We start from the raw sequence: 14,522 nt of genomic DNA, 5'->3' as shown, positions 1-14,522 counted from the left end.
GGGGGAGATTGGTCGTCACCCTGCACAACGCGCTCACCGCGGGTGGGTTCGTCGGTTTCGTGTACGGGGTGCTCGAGCGGATCGTCGCGCGGAAGGCCGATCGGGTGCTGGTCGTGTCGCCAGATCTCGGGGAGCGCATGGCCCGGCTCGGGGCCAGGGAGGTGCGTGCCGCCGTGGTGCCCGCACCTCCGTTGCGTCCCGCCAAGCGCACACCTGAGGAGGTCAGGGACGAGCTCCGGGCCGGGGAGCGGCCCATCCTGCTCACGATTGCCCGCCTCGCCCAGCAGAAGGGACTCGAAACGCTCCTCGACGTCGCCGCGGGGCCGTGGGGAGAGCGGACGGGGCGGCCGCTGTTTCTTGTCGCCGGGGAGGGCCCGCTGCGGGCGGAGCTGGAGACGCGGATCCGGCGCGAGGAGCTGCCGGTGAGGTTGCTGGGGAACCGGGATGACATTCCCGACTTGCTCGGCGCGGCTACCGCCGTGTTCACCGCGGCCCGGTGGGAGGGGCAGCCGCTCAGCATCAGGGAGGCGCTCATGGCCGGGAAACCGGTGATCGCCACTGCTGTGGGAGGAATTCCGGAAATTGTGGGAGACGCCGGGATCCTCGTTCCGTACGGGGACGTCCAGGGGTTGCGCGGCGCCGTACGGAGGTTGCTGGAGGGGCCGGGAGCTGCGGAAACACTCGCGGCCGCGGCCGAGCGGCGGGGGCGGGAGATGCCCGGCGGCGACGATGCGGTGGAGAGCGTGCTGGAGGTGTACGGCCGTCACGATCTAACGGGATGATTAGGTGGGGCTAAGGCGTTCTCATATACTGCCTGGGTTAGGGAGGGGAGTATCCCTTCGCGACAGCCTCGTCATCACGGTGCAGCCCCGCTCCACGGGGCCCCCGGGGCTGCCGGTCCGCGCTTTTTGCGGGCGGGAGAGACCTCCGGCACTGAGTCCTGCATGCCGGAGGGTCTTGAGACGTGAGCGTACCCGCATGGGCCTGGATCGCCGTGATCGGCGGTCTCATCATTGTCCTCGCCATAGATTTGTGGATTGTCGACCGCGGAGAAGCACGTGAGTTCTCCATGCGGCAGGCCGGTTACTGGGTGACGTTCTATGTTGTCCTCGCCGTGGCGTTCGGAGTGGTCCTGTGGACCACGGTCGGGGGGGACAGAGCCGGGGAGTTCTTCGCCGGCTACATCACCGAATACAGCCTGAGTGTCGACAATCTTTTCGTCTTCTTCATCATCATGAGCAGGTTCGCCGTGCCCCGGGCCTACCAGCACAAGGTCCTGCTCGTGGGCATCCTGCTCGCGCTGGTCATGCGCGGCATCTTCATCGCCCTGGGCGCCGCGGCGCTCGAGCGGTTCAGCTGGCTGTTCTACGTGTTCGGCGCCTTCCTCGTCTACACCGCGATCAACATCGTCCGCCATCACCTCAAGGGCGAGGAAGAGGAAGTCAGCGAGAACGTGCTGCTCAGGTGGGTGCGCCGGACGCTGCCGTCCACCGAGGGGTATGTCGGTTCCAAGGTCACCGTCAAGATCGACGGCAAGCGTCTCGTCACGCCGATGCTCATCGTGATGATCGCCATCGGGAGCACCGACCTGCTGTTCGCGCTCGACTCGATTCCCGCGATCTTCGGGCTCACCAAGGATCCCTTCATCGTCTTCACGGCCAACGCGTTCGCCCTGATGGGACTACGTCAGCTGTACTTCCTGCTGGGCGGCCTGTTGCAGCGACTCGTCTACATCAGCTACGGTTTGGCGTTCATTCTCGGGTTCATCGGGGTTAAGCTGGTATTGGAGGCGTTGCACGCCAGCCATGTCTCCTGGGCGCCCGAAATTCCCATCTGGGTCTCGCTCTCCATCATCGGCGCCACCATGGTCATCACCACCGTGGCCAGCCTGGTGAAGGCCCGCATCGACGCGCGCAAGGGCGAGGAGACGCACCCGGAGCAGGTCTAGCGAAATGGGCTTCGAGGCGCTTTGCTTGTGTGGTTGTGCCGTGTAATAGTTGTTGGTTCTGTAACATCACGGCAAAGCGCCCAGTCCAGTCACCATCAAAGGTTGTACGTGTCCGACGATTCTGCTAAGCCCAGCCGCGCGAGCTCTGTCCGGCTCGCTCGCGGCGTGTCCCCTTGGCTCCTTCCGACGGCGGCCACGGCGGCCGCCACCGCGCTGCTGACGCGCAAGGACCGGCGATGGGCGCTCGCGGCGCTGCCGCTGGGCGCGCTCACCGGGGGCATGCTCTGGTTCTTCCGCGACCCCGACCGGACCCCGGGAGAGGGCCGTGTCCTGTCGCCCGCCGACGGCGTGGTGCAGAGCATCGACCCGTGGCCCGACGGCCGCACCAGGGTCGCGATCTTCATGAGCCCGCTGAACGTCCACGTCAACCGGGCCCCCCTTGCGGGAAATGTCACCTCCGTGCAGCATGTGGCAGGTGGGTTCCTGCCGGCGTTCAACAAGGACAGCGACCAGAACGAGCGCGTGGTGTGGCATTTCGAGACCACGCTGGGCGACATCGAGATGGTGCAGATCGCGGGCGCGGTGGCGCGCAGGATCGTGCCGTACCTGAGCGCGGGCGCGAAGGTCACGCAGGGCGAGCGGATCGGGCTCATCCGATTCGGCTCGCGGGTCGACATCTACCTTCCCGAAGGGATCTCTCCCGTGGTGTCCGTGGGGGAGAAGACGGTTGCGGGGGTGACCAGAATTGACCGCGGCTGACGCCGGCAGTTGGCAGGCGGACGAGGAGGAGCCTCGAGGTCCGGTCGGCAAGGCGTTCCGCCTCTCAGCCGCCGACTCGCTCTCGCTGGGCAACGCGGTCTGCGGGTTCCTCGCGGTGTGCGTCCTGGCCTACTCCGCGATCCAGCAGCTCCAGGTCGAGGGCGGCCGGTTCACGCCCGACCCGAGCTACTTCGCCACCGCCATCGTGCTGCTGCTCATCGGGGCTACGTGCGACCTGTTCGACGGTCTCGTGGCGCGGCGCTTCCGCGCCTCGGCGATGGGGGCCGAGCTCGACAACCTCGCCGACGTCATCAGCTTCGGGTTCGCGCCCGCGTTCATGGTCGTGATCTGGGGCGGGTTCACCGATCAGGTGCCGTTCACCGCGGTGCTGGTGGCGGCGGCGTCCGTGCTGGTCGCCGGGGTCGTACGGCTCGCCAGGTTCGCCTGCGTCAAGACCAAGAGCGGCGACTTCATGGGGCTGCCCATCCCGATGGGCGCCATGACCGTGATCTCCATCGTGCTGCTGTTCCAGCCGAGCATCTGGGCGTTGCTCGCCGTGCTCGGCGTGGCGTGGCTGATGGTCAGCCGGATCGAGTACCCGAAGCCGAAGGGGCAACTCCTGGCGGGGGTCCTCGGGTGGATCATGGTGAACGTGGCGTTCCTCACCGTCTGGGTGGCCTGGCCGGAAGGCGGCGACCTGCCGATCAAGATCGGCGCCTCCATGCAGATCGCGCTCGTGGCGGCCATTCCGTTGCGGGTGCTGTTCTACAAGCGCGAGCAGCGTAAGGAAGCCGAGCGCATCAAGTACTGATGAGATTTTTCGTCTTACTTCGGCTTTGATGGAGCCATGTCGGCCACGCCGCGCGAGCACACGCGCACGTACTATCTCGGCAAACTGGCCACGGAGCTGGAGCAGCGCGGGCTGACGGCGACGCTTCGTCCGTATCCGCCCGCGTTGCGGATCAGCGACCCCGACACCGTCATGCTGGCCGAGACGGTCGACTGCGTGCCGATGCCGGAGGGGTGGTTCTATCGGTGGTCGTGGGGCGATCTCGTCGGGCTCGCCGACGACCCCGCCCTCGCGGCCGAGCGCATCGTCCGGGTGCTCGGCGCCCGCCAGTGAGCCTTGTCGCCCACGGCTCCGATGACGTGGTGCTGCGGCCGGTGGCTGGCCGGCCGTTCAGCGTCTTTGCCCGGTGAGGCGGCGGCGCCGTGCCCTTGTCTCGATCGCGCCGCGACTCCGTCATGCGCGTTGTGGGGCGGCACTCCGCAAGAGGGCACGCCGGCGGACGGCGGTGGGGTGCACGGCACTCGGGCGGGGGACCTGGCGCCCAGCGGGGCCTGGAGTCGGCGGTGGGTGAGCCGGTGGGGTGGGCCGCCTTACCAGCCGCGGGCCTTCCACTCCTGGAGGGACGGGCGTTCGGCGCCGAGTGTGGTGTCCTTGCCGTGCCCCGGGTAGACCCAGGTCTCGTCGGGGAGGCGGTTGAAGACACGCTCCACCACGTCGTTGTAGAGCTGAGTGAAGCGCTCCGGGTCCTTCCAGGTGTTGCCGACGCCGCCGGGGAACAGGGAGTCACCCGTGAAGATGTGCGTGCCGGCATCGCCCCCGTCGTACAGGAGCGCGATCGAGCCCGGCGTGTGGCCACGCAGGTGGATGACCTCCAGGGTGATGTCGCCCACGGTGATCGTGTCGCCATGCTCCACCGTGCGATCCACCGGCAGCGGGAGAGCGGGCGCGTCCAGCGGGTGGGCGATCACCTGGGCCCCCGTGACCTTGGTCACCTGCTCCAGCGCCTGCCAGTGGTCGCCATGCTGATGCGTCGTGACGATCGCGGCGATCGGCTCGTCGGCGATCAGGGCGAGCAGGCGATCGGAGTCGGCCGCCGCGTCGATGAGCAGGCCGTCGCCGCTCTGCTTGGAGCGCAGCAGATAGGCGTTGTTGTCGTACGGGCCGACGGCGAGCTTGCAGATCGTCAGCGCGGGCAGCTCACGCACGTCGGCGGGACCGCCGACCTGGACGTCACCTGTGTAGGTCATCAGTAGTCCTTCGGGAGCGTCGCGGGCAGATCTGCGGGGGCCGGCATCGTCAGCCAGGGTGGCGGCTCTGGAAGGCCCGTCCCCCCGGTGCCTGGCATGAACGACTGCCCCGCAGGCACCAGGGTAACGCCCCGGCCGTCCGACCTGCCGGTCAGCCAGGCCAGCATGTCGCGTGGTGTGCCCTGCACGGCCGGTCCGCCGCCGAGGTCGCGCCAGCGGGTGACGCCGCCGGATGCCGGGTCGCGGAGAATGATCTCGCTCACCGTGCTCCTGTCGTGCGGCCAGGAGGCCAGGCAGTCGCGTAGCTCCCGGCGGACGAACGGCTCGGGCCAGTCGGCGGGGCCGTACCCGGCGTCGAGGTCCACGTGGTGGAAGCCGACCTCGCGCAGGCGGCGTACGAGGAGGTACCAGGCGGGGTGAGGTGGCGGGCGCATGCCCTCCACCTGGGCGGACCAGGCCTCCCAGGGAAGGTCGCGGACAGCGGCGGCCAGGCGGGCGGCGCCGTCCTCCACGGCGGCGACGATCTGGGAGGCCGGCCGGGCGGATGCGGCCTCGATCTCGGCGGCCCTGGCTTCGAGTGAGGCGTACTGGGGGGTTCGGACGCCGGTCCTCGCCCAGGTGAGGAGGTTGAGGTGGGAGCCGGCGTTCTGGGCGACGTGGGCGAGCACATGGCCCCTCGTCCAGCCGGGCAGGAGGGAGGGTACGGCGAGGTCGGCGTCGGAGAAGGACGCGGCCGTGGCCAGCAGCCGGTCGGTGGCGGTGGCCAGCTCCGCCTGCAGCGCGGGTAGGACAGTCATATCTGGATATTTCAACATTTAGGGTGTCTCACCTGGGAGCGGGCATAAAGTCGCAGGTCAGATCGTTAGATTCGGAAGGCCTCCTGCCGAGGTGGCCAATGGCCGTAACCTGTGAGGGACGGATTTTCGGGGGCCGCGAACCGAGCCGCCGAAATTGTCGGAGCCCCCGTCTACCATCCCCCGTGGACCTATCCGCCTTTCGACTTCCGGGATCGCCGTGGCAGACCGCCTGATCGTGCGTGGTGCACGAGAACACAACCTCAAGGACGTCTCGCTCGACCTGCCGCGAGACGCGCTGATCGTCTTCACCGGCCTTTCCGGCTCGGGCAAGTCGAGCCTGGCCTTCGACACGATCTTCGCTGAGGGCCAGCGGCGCTATGTCGAATCGCTGTCGGCGTACGCCCGCCAGTTCCTCGGCCAGATGGACAAGCCCGACGTCGACTTCATCGAGGGCCTGTCGCCGGCGGTGTCGATCGATCAGAAGGCCACCAGCAAAAACCCCCGCTCGACCGTCGGCACGATCACCGAGGTCTACGACTACCTGAGGCTGCTGTGGGCCAGGATCGGCAAGCCGCACTGCCCGGTGTGCGCGCGCCCGATCGCCAGGCAGATGCCGGAGCAGATCGTGGACCGGGTCATGGATCTGGAGGAGGGCACCAGGTTCCAGGTGCTCGCCCCGGTCGTGCGCGGTCGTAAGGGGGAGTACGCCGAGCTGTTCCGCGAGCTGCAGACCAAGGGCTTCGCCAGGGCCCGGGTGGACGGCACCGTCGTGCGGCTGGAGGACCCGCCGACGCTGAAGAAGTACGAGAAGCACGACATCGAGGTCATCGTCGACCGCCTGTCGGTCAAGGAGTCGGCGCGGCGGCGGCTCAACGACTCGGTCGAGACGGCGTTGCTGCTGTCCGGCGGCACGATCACGCTCGAGTTCGTCGACCTGCCCGAGGACGATCCCGGCCGCGAGCGGTTCTACTCCGAGCACCTCTACTGCCCCTACGACGACCTGTCGTTCGAGGAGCTGGAGCCGCGCTCGTTCTCCTTCAACTCGCCGTTCGGCGCCTGCCCGGAGTGCACGGGCCTGGGCACGAAGATGGAGGTGGACCCCGACCTGGTCGTGCCCGATCCGGAGCGCACACTCCGCGAGGGCGCGCTGCACCCGTGGTCGGGCGGCCACACGAGTGAATACTTCGTCAGGCTGATCGAGGCGCTGGGGCACACGGTCGGGTTCACGCTCGACACCGCGTGGGAGCGGCTGCCGAAGAAGGCGCAGAAGTCGCTGCTGTACGGCCACGACGAGCAGGTGCACGTCCGCTACAGCAACCGTTACGGCAGGCAGCGCTCCTACTACACCGCCTACGACGGCGTCATCCCTTGGGTGCAGCGCAGGCACGCCGAGGCGGAGAGCGATTCGAGCCGCGAGCGGTTCGAGGGCTACATGCGCGAGATCCCGTGCCCGGCGTGCAAGGGGGCCAGGCTCAAGCCGGTGACCCTGGCGGTGACCGTCGCCGACAGGTCGATCGCCGAGGTCGCGGCCATGTCGATCGGCGAGTGCGCGAAGTTCCTGGCCGCGCTCAAGTTGTCCGACCGCGACATGCACATCGCCGAGCGGGTCGTCAAGGAGATCAACGCCCGCCTGGGCTTCCTCCTCGATGTCGGCCTCGACTACCTGACCATGGACCGGGCGGCCGCCACCCTCGCGGGCGGCGAGGCGCAGCGCATCAGGCTCGCCACGCAGATCGGCTCCGGCCTCGTCGGCGTACTGTACGTGCTGGACGAGCCGTCCATCGGCCTGCACCAGCGCGACAACATGCGGTTGCTCGACACGCTGATCAGGTTGCGCGACATGGGTAACACGCTGATCGTGGTCGAGCACGACGAGGACACCATCGCGGCCGCCGACTGGGTGGTCGACATCGGTCCCGGCGCCGGCGAGCACGGCGGCCAGGTCGTGGTGTCCGGCACCGTGCAGCAGCTACTGGCCAGCGAGGAGTCGCTGACGGGGCAATATCTGTCCGGGCGCAGGAGCATCCCCATCCCCGCCAAGCGCCGCAAGCGCGACAGGAAGCGGCAGATCACGGTCAAGGGCGCGCGCGAGCACAACCTCAAGGGCGTGGACATCGAGTTTCCGCTGGGGTTGTTCACCGCCGTGACGGGCGTGTCAGGGTCGGGGAAGTCGACGCTGGTCAACGACATCCTCTACAACGCGCTGGCCAAGGAGCTCAACGGGGCGCGCACGGTGCCGGGGCGGCACTCGCGGATCAACGGCATGGACCTCGTGGACAAGGTCGTCCACGTCGACCAGTCGCCGATCGGGCGCACGCCGCGGTCCAACCCGGCCACGTACACCGGCGTCTTCGACCACATCCGCAAGCTCTTCGCGGCCACGACGGAGGCGAAGGTGCGCGGCTACCAGCCGGGGCGCTTCAGCTTCAACGTCAAGGGCGGGCGCTGTGAGGCGTGTGCCGGTGACGGCACCATCAAGATCGAGATGAACTTCCTGCCGGACGTCTACGTCCCCTGTGAGGTCTGCCACGGCGCCCGCTACAACCGGGAGACGCTGGAGGTCCACTACAAGGGCAAGACGATCTCCGAGGTCCTCGACATGCCGATCGAGGAGGCCCTGGGCTTCTTCGACGCGATCCCCGCGATCAAGCGGCACCTGCAGACGCTCAACGACGTGGGCCTCGGGTACGTACGGCTCGGGCAGCCGGCCACGACGTTGTCCGGCGGTGAGGCGCAGCGCGTCAAGCTGGCCTCCGAGCTGCAGCGGCGGCAGACCGGCCGGACGATCTACGTGCTCGACGAGCCGACCACCGGCCTGCACTTCGAGGACATCCGGAGGCTGCTGGGCGTGCTCGGGCGGCTGGTCGACGGCGGCAACACCGTGATCGTCATCGAGCACAACCTCGATGTGATCAAGACGGCGGACTGGATCATCGACATGGGTCCCGAGGGCGGCTCGCGGGGCGGGACCCTGGTCGCCAGCGGCACGCCCGAGGAGGTCGCGCTGGAGGAGGAGAGCCACACCGGGCGCTTCCTGCGGAAGATCCTTTCCTTCTGAGACGGTCGCGCGGCCCCGCGGGCGTGGGCCGCGCGATGCCCTCAGAGCGCAGGAGTCATGCGATCTGGCGGGCGGCGCGTCGACGGCGCTTGGCGGCGTCGCCGCGCTCCAGCCACCACTCGGCGAGCATCAGCGGCAGCACCCAGCCCAGCCAGGCGCTCAGCCCCGCTATCGTGCCGGCCACCATTGCTTGGTCGCCGTTGTAGGTCTGGTCCAGCTGTGGCGCCAGCGTGATGACGAACACGACCGTCCACAGGCGGTTCGTGATGATGGACATGGTCAGGGCGAAGCTGCGGATCATCCACCGGCGGTGGTCGACGAACCTGCGCTGCCTGGCCATCCGCCAGCCCGCCAGCGTGCAGCCGAGCCAGAGCAACGCCAGCACGACGCTGCTCGCACCCGCGACCGGGCCGAACGGGGTCGCCACGGCGACGACCAGCGCCAGCAGGCCGCCGGGAAGACAGCCGGCGAAGACGTACACGCGGCCGACGATGCGATGGGCACGCGGGTGACGGGCGCGGAACCACGGCCAGACCTGCAGACAACAAGTGATCACCGCGATCGAGCCGAAGACCACATGCAGCGACAAGACCACGAAGTGCGGCGGGAAGAAGTCCGGTGCGGGCACGCGCGACTGGCTCGGGTCCATGGACAGGTAGGGGGGCAGCGAGAAGGCGACGAACGCGACCGCGACCACGGCCAGTGGCGCCACCCAAGGGCGGCGCCACCATCGAGGGCCGGAGCGCCGGGTGGGCGAGGCGGAGGGGTGCTCTGTCGAAAGCGTCATGGCGGTAAGGGTGGGGGTGGTCGCTGACCGAGGGCCTACCGTCCGCTGATGCGCTGCTTCGACATCTGGTCAGGCGCGGCCGACCGTTCCGGACGGTATGGGGAATGTGGTCACTGGCCGTCATCCGGTGATGCGGCGGCCGGCTTGGTGCGTGGTCCGGGGCTGGTCCGGCGCTGTGACCCGGTCGGGGGACCAATGGGTCCCGGCCATAGAGTTTGTCGCGGGTAAGGACCTGACCTGCAGGGGGTCAGCGGCGACGCGGAGGGTCAGCGGGGACATGACGGCTACGGAGCGGGGCGCAGCCATGCTGGAAAACGGCCTCGGGCGGCGCGAGATGCTGGGGGCGGCCGGGGTCGCGGCGTGCGGGCTGGCGCTCGCCGGGTGCGGCACGGGCGACGCGAAGGCCCAGCAGAGCATCAAGGGCAAGGTCATCGCGAAGACGGCCGACGTGCCGGTGGGCGGCGGCAAGCTGATCGAGGACCTGAAGATCGTGGTGGCCCAGCCCACGCAGGGCGTCTACAAGGCGTACAGCGCGATCTGCACGCACAAGGGCTGCGCCGTGAGCACCCCCAAGGACAACGTCATCAGGTGCGCGTGCCATGGCAGCGAGTTCGCCGCCGACAGCGGCACCGCCACCAAGGGGCCCGCCACCGCTCCGCTCATCGCGTTCCACGTCAAAGTCGAGGGCGACGGCATCGTGGTCGTCTGAACCGGTAATTGTGCGTAGTTGCCGGGATTGGGCTCGGGCACGCTGAACCGGCGCCATGGCGCTGGCCGTACCTGAAGTGAGAACAAACCTGGGAGGAACGCACAATGACGGAAACGACGCGCCGGACGATGATGCTCGGCGCCGGTGGCGCGGGGCTGGCGGCGGTTCTGACAGCGTGTGCGAGCTACGGTTCGCCGACGACGGAAGCGAGCGCGGAGCCTCCGGCCGAAGAGCCGGCCGAGGAGGCGTCGTCCGCGGCACCCAAGAAGAAGGCGGCATCGAAGGGCAAGGCTCTGGCCGCCACCGCCGACATCCCCGAGGGAGGCGGGAAGGTCTTCGAGAGTCAGAAGATCGTGGTCACGCAGCCGACGGCGGGCGATTTCAAGGCGTTCACGGCCGTGTGCACCCACGCGGGCTGCACCGTGGCCACGGTGCAGAACAAAACGATCAACTGTCCGTGCCACGGCAGCAAATTCAGTATCGAGGACGGCTCCGTCGCCGATGGGCCCGCGGGCGCGCCGCTCGCGGAGAAGAAGATCACCGTGGACGGGGACAGCATCAGGCTGGCGTAACAGGCGTCTCATGAAACTCTCACCTGTCTGCGTTTGGGTGAGCGCATGGGAGAAGACCTTCGTAGCCGCCGGGCGGTGATCGCGGGCGTGGGCGCAGGCGGCCTGGCGCTGGCGATCACCGCTTGTGGCGGCAGTACCGATACAGCGACCGCCGGCGGCGCCACCGAGTCGAGCGCGCCTCAAGCCAGTGCGGCGGAATCCAGCGCGGCGCCCGCCGGGGGCGCGCTGGCCAAGACCGCCGACATCCCCGTCGGCGGAGGAACGATCTTCAAGGACCAGAAGATCGTCGTCACGCAGCCCGCCGAGGGCGAGTTCAAGGCGTTCAGCGCCGTCTGCACGCACAAGGGCTGCCTGGTCAGCAGCGTCGAGAGCAGCGCGATCGTCTGCGCGTGCCACAACAGCAAGTTCAACATCGCCGACGGGGCGGTGACGGGGGGACCCGCCGAGAAGCCGCTGCCCGAGCAGCAGATCAAGGTCGACGGCGACCAGATCACGCTCGCGTAGCGTCCCCGCGGGGAATGGCCCGCCGAGCTGGTGGTCGTGCTGGAGGCGCGGTGGCCGTGTGGCAGGCGGTGGCTCGTCGGGTGGAGGCGCCGCCTGCTCTTGTGTCCAGATGAGCCCGTCGCGCCGGATGACGGTACGGCGGGCCCGTGACGGGGCGACCTTGTCGGTACGGGCTACTAGGCTTTGGTCGTGGCGAGATCAGCGGGCAGCCCCTTGAGTTTCCGGCCCAAGCCGGGTTCGATCCCCGATTCCCCGGGGGTCTACCGGTTCAGGGACGCGCATGGCCGGGTGATCTACGTAGGCAAGGCCAAGAGCCTGCGCCAGCGGCTCAACTCGTACTTCGCGGATTTCTCCGCGTTGCACCCGCGCACGCAGACGATGCTGACCACGGCCGCCGACGTCGACTGGACCGTCGTCGGCACCGAGGTCGAGGCGCTGCAGCTCGAATACTCCTGGATCAAGGAGTTCGACCCGCGCTTCAACGTGAAATACCGGGACGACAAGTCCTACCCGTACCTCGCGGTCACCCTGGGCGAGGACTTCCCGCGGGTGCAGGTCATGCGCGGGGCCAAGCGCAAGGGCACGCGGTACTTCGGCCCCTACTCGCACGCCTGGGCCATCAGGGAGACGGTCGACCTGCTGCTGCGGGTCTTCCCGGTGCGCACGTGCAGCGCGGGGGTGTTCAAGCGGGCCGGGCAGATCGGCCGGCCCTGCCTGCTCGGCTACATCGACAAGTGCTCGGCGCCGTGCGTCGGCCGGGTCACCCCGGACGAGCACCGCGCGCTCGCCGAGGACTTCTGCGACTTCATGGCGGGCAACACCAGCCGCTTCATCAAGCGTCTCGAGAAGGAGATGCGCGACGCCGCGTCCGAGGAGGAATACGAGCGCGCCGCGCGGCTCAGGGACGACATCCAGGCGCTGCAGCGGGCGCTGGAGAAGCAGGCGGTCGTGCTCGGCGAGGGCACGGACGCGGATGTGATCGCGCTGGCCGAGGATCCGCTCGAGGCCGCCGTACAAGTCTTCTATGTGCGTGGCGGCCGCATCCGCGGCCAGCGCGGGTGGGTGGTCGACAAGGTCGAGGAGACCACGCCCGGCGAGCTGGTCGAGCAGTTCCTGCTGCAGATGTACGCCGAGGCCGCCCCCGAGTCGATGCCCCGCGAGGTGCTCGTGCCCGCCCTGCCGCCCGACAGTGAGGCCGTCGCCGAGCTGCTGGGCGAGCAGCGCCGCGCCCGCGTCGACGTACGGGTGCCGCAGCGCGGCGACAAGCGGGCGCTGATGGAGACCGTCGAGCGCAACGCCAAGGAGTCGCTCGCGCAACACAAGGTCCGCCGAGCCAGTGACCTGACCACGCGCAGCAAGGCGCTGCAGGAGATCGCCGAAGCGCTCGACCTCGACCAGGCGCCGCTGCGCATCGAGTGCTACGACGTCTCCCACCTGCAGGGCGAGAACGTCGTGGCCTCGATGGTGGTGTTCGAGGACGGGCTGGCGCGCAAGAGCGAATACCGGCGCTTCGCCGTCAAGACCAAGGAAGGCGACGTCGCCTCGATCCACGAGGTGATCATGCGGAGGTTCCGCCGCTACCTGGAGGAACGTTCCGCCACCGGCGAGCTCGCCCCCGACGACCAGGACGCCCACGGCCCGATCGACCCCGAGACCGGCAAACCGCGTAAGTTCGCCTACCCGCCCAACCTGGTCGTGGTCGACGGCGCGGGCCCGCAGGCGGCCGCCGCCCAGCGGGCGCTCGACGAGCTCGGCATCGACGACGTGTCCGTGTGCGGGCTCGCCAAGCGGCTGGAGGAGGTGTGGCTGCCCGGCGACGACCAGCCGGTGATCATGCCTCGGACGAGCGAAGGCCTCTACCTGCTGCAGCGTGTTCGGGACGAGGCGCACAGGTTCGCCATCACCTACCATCGTTCCAAGAGGTCGAAGACGGTGAAGGAGAGCGCGCTCGACGGCGTGCCAGGCCTCGGCCCCGCCCGGCGGCAGGCGCTGCTCAAGCACTTCGGCTCGGTGAAGAAGCTGCGTGCGGCCACCGTCGCCGAGATCTGCGAGGTTCCGGGCATCGGCCCGTCGCTCGCGGAGGTCATCGTCTCGACGCTGAAGGGAGAGTCGCCGTGATGCCGCCACGGCCGTCCAGATCGGCGAGCCTGGGGTGGAGAGCGGTGGCTTGCGTGACCAGCGGAGTCCCGTGCGAGCGCGACCATGGACACAGAGCGGCATGGCAAAGGCGCGTTCTCGCATTCGCTAGGGTGAAAGGGCGTGCCGCGATGACTGAACCGGGCGTGCCGGGCGGCCGCCGTGCGGTGAGCGCCCGGGCCGCTGGGGCCGGCGGACGACGCCGGCCGGGGAGGGCGTAGACATGGACACCGGTGAGGCAAAGCCGGGCGGGCGGAGCTCTGATGAGGCTGTGCCGGGCGGGCGGGGTGAGGCGATGAGCACCGAGCCGGCGTTCGTCATCGTGACCGGCATGTCCGGCGCGGGACGCAGCACCGCGGCGAAGGCGCTCGAGGACCTGGGCTGGTTCGTCATCGACAACCTGCCGCCGGGGCTGCTGTTCGCGATGGCTGAGGAAGCGGGCAAGGTCAAGCTGGCCGCCGACAAGGTGGCCGCCGTCGTGGACGTGCGCAGCCTGGCCTTCACCACCGACCTCAACGCCGCCATCGAGGAGCTCGAAGGGCGCGGCGTGCGGGTGCGCGTCGTGTTCCTGGAGGCCAGTGACGAGGAGCTGGTGCGGCGGTTCGAGAATGTCCGCAGGCCCCATCCGCTGCAGGCGGAGGGGCGGCTGGTCGACGGCATCACGCGGGAGCGGGGGATCCTGCGGGAGGTGCGGGCCAACGCCGATCTGGTGATCGACACCTCTTCCCACAACGTGCATGATCTGAGAAACAAGATCGTTGCATACTTCGGTGGGGAGGACCGGCCGGGGCTGCGGCTCAATGTGGTGTCCTTCGGGTTCAAGTACGGCCTGCCGGTCGACGCCGACCTCGTCGTGGACTGCCGGTTCCTGCCCAACCCGCACTGGGTGCCCGAGCTGCGGCCGATGAACGGACTGGAGGCGCCGGTCCGCGACTACGTGCTGGGCCAGCCGGGGGCCAAGGAGTTCCTTGACGCGTACGAGGAGGTCCTTCGGGTGGTCGCCACCGGGTATGCGCGCGAGGGCAAGAGCTACGCGACGCTCGCGGTGGGGTGCACGGGTGGCAAGCACCGCAGCGTGGCCATGGCCGAGCAGGTGGCCGCCCGCCTGCGCGACCGCGGGATGGAGGTCCAGGTGAGCCACCGGGATGTGGGGCGGGAGTGACCGATGAGAGCTTCGAAGCAGCGGCTTCGCCGGATCCGGCAGGCGGCGGTCCG

Annotated in this window: 14 protein-coding genes; 11 read left to right on the top strand and 3 right to left on the bottom strand. The window is 69.0% G+C overall.

What is annotated here, in order from left to right:
• The 5 genes from ETD86_RS31580 to ETD86_RS31560 form a co-directional block, all read left to right on the top strand.
• Positions 1-782: glycosyltransferase family 4 protein (locus ETD86_RS31580; RefSeq protein ID WP_138670268.1), on the top strand; the 782-nt coding region annotated here is incomplete at its 5' end.
• Between the two features lie 182 nt (positions 783-964).
• Positions 965-1,948 carry a TerC family protein gene (locus ETD86_RS31575; RefSeq protein WP_138670266.1) on the top strand — a complete coding sequence of 328 codons (984 nt, stop codon included), beginning with the start codon at positions 965-967 and terminating at the stop codon, positions 1,946-1,948.
• Between the two features lie 108 nt (positions 1,949-2,056).
• Complete coding sequence (locus ETD86_RS31570) at positions 2,057-2,707, top strand: phosphatidylserine decarboxylase (protein ID WP_138670264.1); 651 nt, start codon at positions 2,057-2,059, stop codon at positions 2,705-2,707.
• Complete coding sequence (gene pssA / locus ETD86_RS31565; protein WP_138670262.1) at positions 2,694-3,518, top strand: CDP-diacylglycerol--serine O-phosphatidyltransferase; 825 nt, start codon at positions 2,694-2,696, stop codon at positions 3,516-3,518. Before ETD86_RS31570 ends, pssA begins: the two co-directional genes overlap by 14 nt.
• A 36-nt stretch (positions 3,519-3,554) precedes the next feature.
• The gene (locus ETD86_RS31560; RefSeq protein ID WP_138670260.1) at positions 3,555-3,830 is read left to right on the top strand and encodes a hypothetical protein; all 276 of its coding nucleotides are present in this window, start codon (positions 3,555-3,557) and stop codon (positions 3,828-3,830) included.
• A gap of 257 nt (positions 3,831-4,087) precedes the next feature.
• Here ETD86_RS31560 and ETD86_RS31555 read toward each other — a convergent pair whose 3' ends face one another.
• On the bottom strand, positions 4,088-4,744 hold the full coding sequence (locus ETD86_RS31555; protein ID WP_138670258.1) for an MBL fold metallo-hydrolase: 657 nt from the start codon (positions 4,742-4,744) through the stop codon (positions 4,088-4,090).
• A complete protein-coding gene (locus ETD86_RS31550; protein ID WP_138670256.1) occupies positions 4,744-5,541 on the bottom strand; it encodes a maleylpyruvate isomerase family mycothiol-dependent enzyme in 798 nt (265 codons plus the stop codon). Before ETD86_RS31550 ends, ETD86_RS31555 begins: the two co-directional genes overlap by 1 nt.
• 217 nt (positions 5,542-5,758) lie before the next feature.
• Here ETD86_RS31550 and uvrA point away from each other — a divergent pair, with 217 nt between their 5' ends.
• A complete protein-coding gene (gene uvrA / locus ETD86_RS31545; RefSeq protein ID WP_138670254.1) occupies positions 5,759-8,599 on the top strand; it encodes an excinuclease ABC subunit UvrA in 2,841 nt (946 codons plus the stop codon).
• Between the two features lie 55 nt (positions 8,600-8,654).
• Here uvrA and ETD86_RS31540 read toward each other — a convergent pair whose 3' ends face one another.
• A complete protein-coding gene (locus tag ETD86_RS31540; RefSeq protein ID WP_138670252.1) occupies positions 8,655-9,386 on the bottom strand; it encodes a DUF2306 domain-containing protein in 732 nt (243 codons plus the stop codon).
• A gap of 304 nt (positions 9,387-9,690) precedes the next feature.
• Here ETD86_RS31540 and ETD86_RS31535 point away from each other — a divergent pair, with 304 nt between their 5' ends.
• The 5 genes from ETD86_RS31535 (at position 9,691) to rapZ (ending at position 14,469) form a co-directional block, all read left to right on the top strand.
• Positions 9,691-10,095 (top strand): Rieske (2Fe-2S) protein, encoded by a 405-nt coding sequence (locus ETD86_RS31535; RefSeq protein WP_246148492.1) that lies wholly within the window; start codon positions 9,691-9,693, stop codon positions 10,093-10,095.
• 128 nt (positions 10,096-10,223) lie between these two features.
• Positions 10,224-10,667: a Rieske (2Fe-2S) protein gene (locus ETD86_RS31530; protein WP_138670251.1), complete on the top strand. Its 444-nt coding sequence runs from the start codon at positions 10,224-10,226 to the stop codon at positions 10,665-10,667.
• Between the two features lie 45 nt (positions 10,668-10,712).
• Positions 10,713-11,171, top strand: a complete 459-nt coding sequence (locus ETD86_RS31525; protein ID WP_138670249.1) for a Rieske (2Fe-2S) protein — start codon at positions 10,713-10,715, stop codon at positions 11,169-11,171.
• A gap of 213 nt (positions 11,172-11,384) precedes the next feature.
• Positions 11,385-13,289 (top strand): excinuclease ABC subunit UvrC, encoded by a 1,905-nt coding sequence (gene uvrC / locus ETD86_RS31520; protein WP_138670272.1) that lies wholly within the window; start codon positions 11,385-11,387, stop codon positions 13,287-13,289.
• 313 nt (positions 13,290-13,602) lie between these two features.
• The gene (rapZ, locus tag ETD86_RS31515; RefSeq protein ID WP_138670247.1) at positions 13,603-14,469 is read left to right on the top strand and encodes an RNase adapter RapZ; all 867 of its coding nucleotides are present in this window, start codon (positions 13,603-13,605) and stop codon (positions 14,467-14,469) included.
• Positions 14,470-14,522 lie beyond the last annotated feature (53 nt).

Origin of the sequence: Nonomuraea turkmeniaca (assembly GCF_005889735.1) — a bacterium.
Lineage (GTDB): Bacteria > Actinomycetota > Actinomycetes > Streptosporangiales > Streptosporangiaceae > Nonomuraea > Nonomuraea turkmeniaca.
This window is presented reverse-complemented; position numbering and strand designations above follow the sequence as displayed.

Coding starts and splice junctions, on each gene's coding strand:
- ETD86_RS31560 (WP_138670260.1), top strand. CDS start 3,555: ATGTCGGCCACGCCGCGCGAGCACACGCGCACGTACTATCTCGGCAAA.
- ETD86_RS31555 (WP_138670258.1), bottom strand. CDS start 4,744: ATGACCTACACAGGTGACGTCCAGGTCGGCGGTCCCGCCGACGTGCGT.
- ETD86_RS31550 (WP_138670256.1), bottom strand. CDS start 5,541: ATGACTGTCCTACCCGCGCTGCAGGCGGAGCTGGCCACCGCCACCGAC.
- ETD86_RS31540 (WP_138670252.1), bottom strand. CDS start 9,386: ATGACGCTTTCGACAGAGCACCCCTCCGCCTCGCCCACCCGGCGCTCC.
- ETD86_RS31535 (WP_246148492.1), top strand. CDS start 9,691: ATGCTGGAAAACGGCCTCGGGCGGCGCGAGATGCTGGGGGCGGCCGGG.
- ETD86_RS31530 (WP_138670251.1), top strand. CDS start 10,224: ATGATGCTCGGCGCCGGTGGCGCGGGGCTGGCGGCGGTTCTGACAGCG.
- ETD86_RS31525 (WP_138670249.1), top strand. CDS start 10,713: ATGGGAGAAGACCTTCGTAGCCGCCGGGCGGTGATCGCGGGCGTGGGC.
- rapZ (WP_138670247.1), top strand. CDS start 13,603: ATGAGCACCGAGCCGGCGTTCGTCATCGTGACCGGCATGTCCGGCGCG.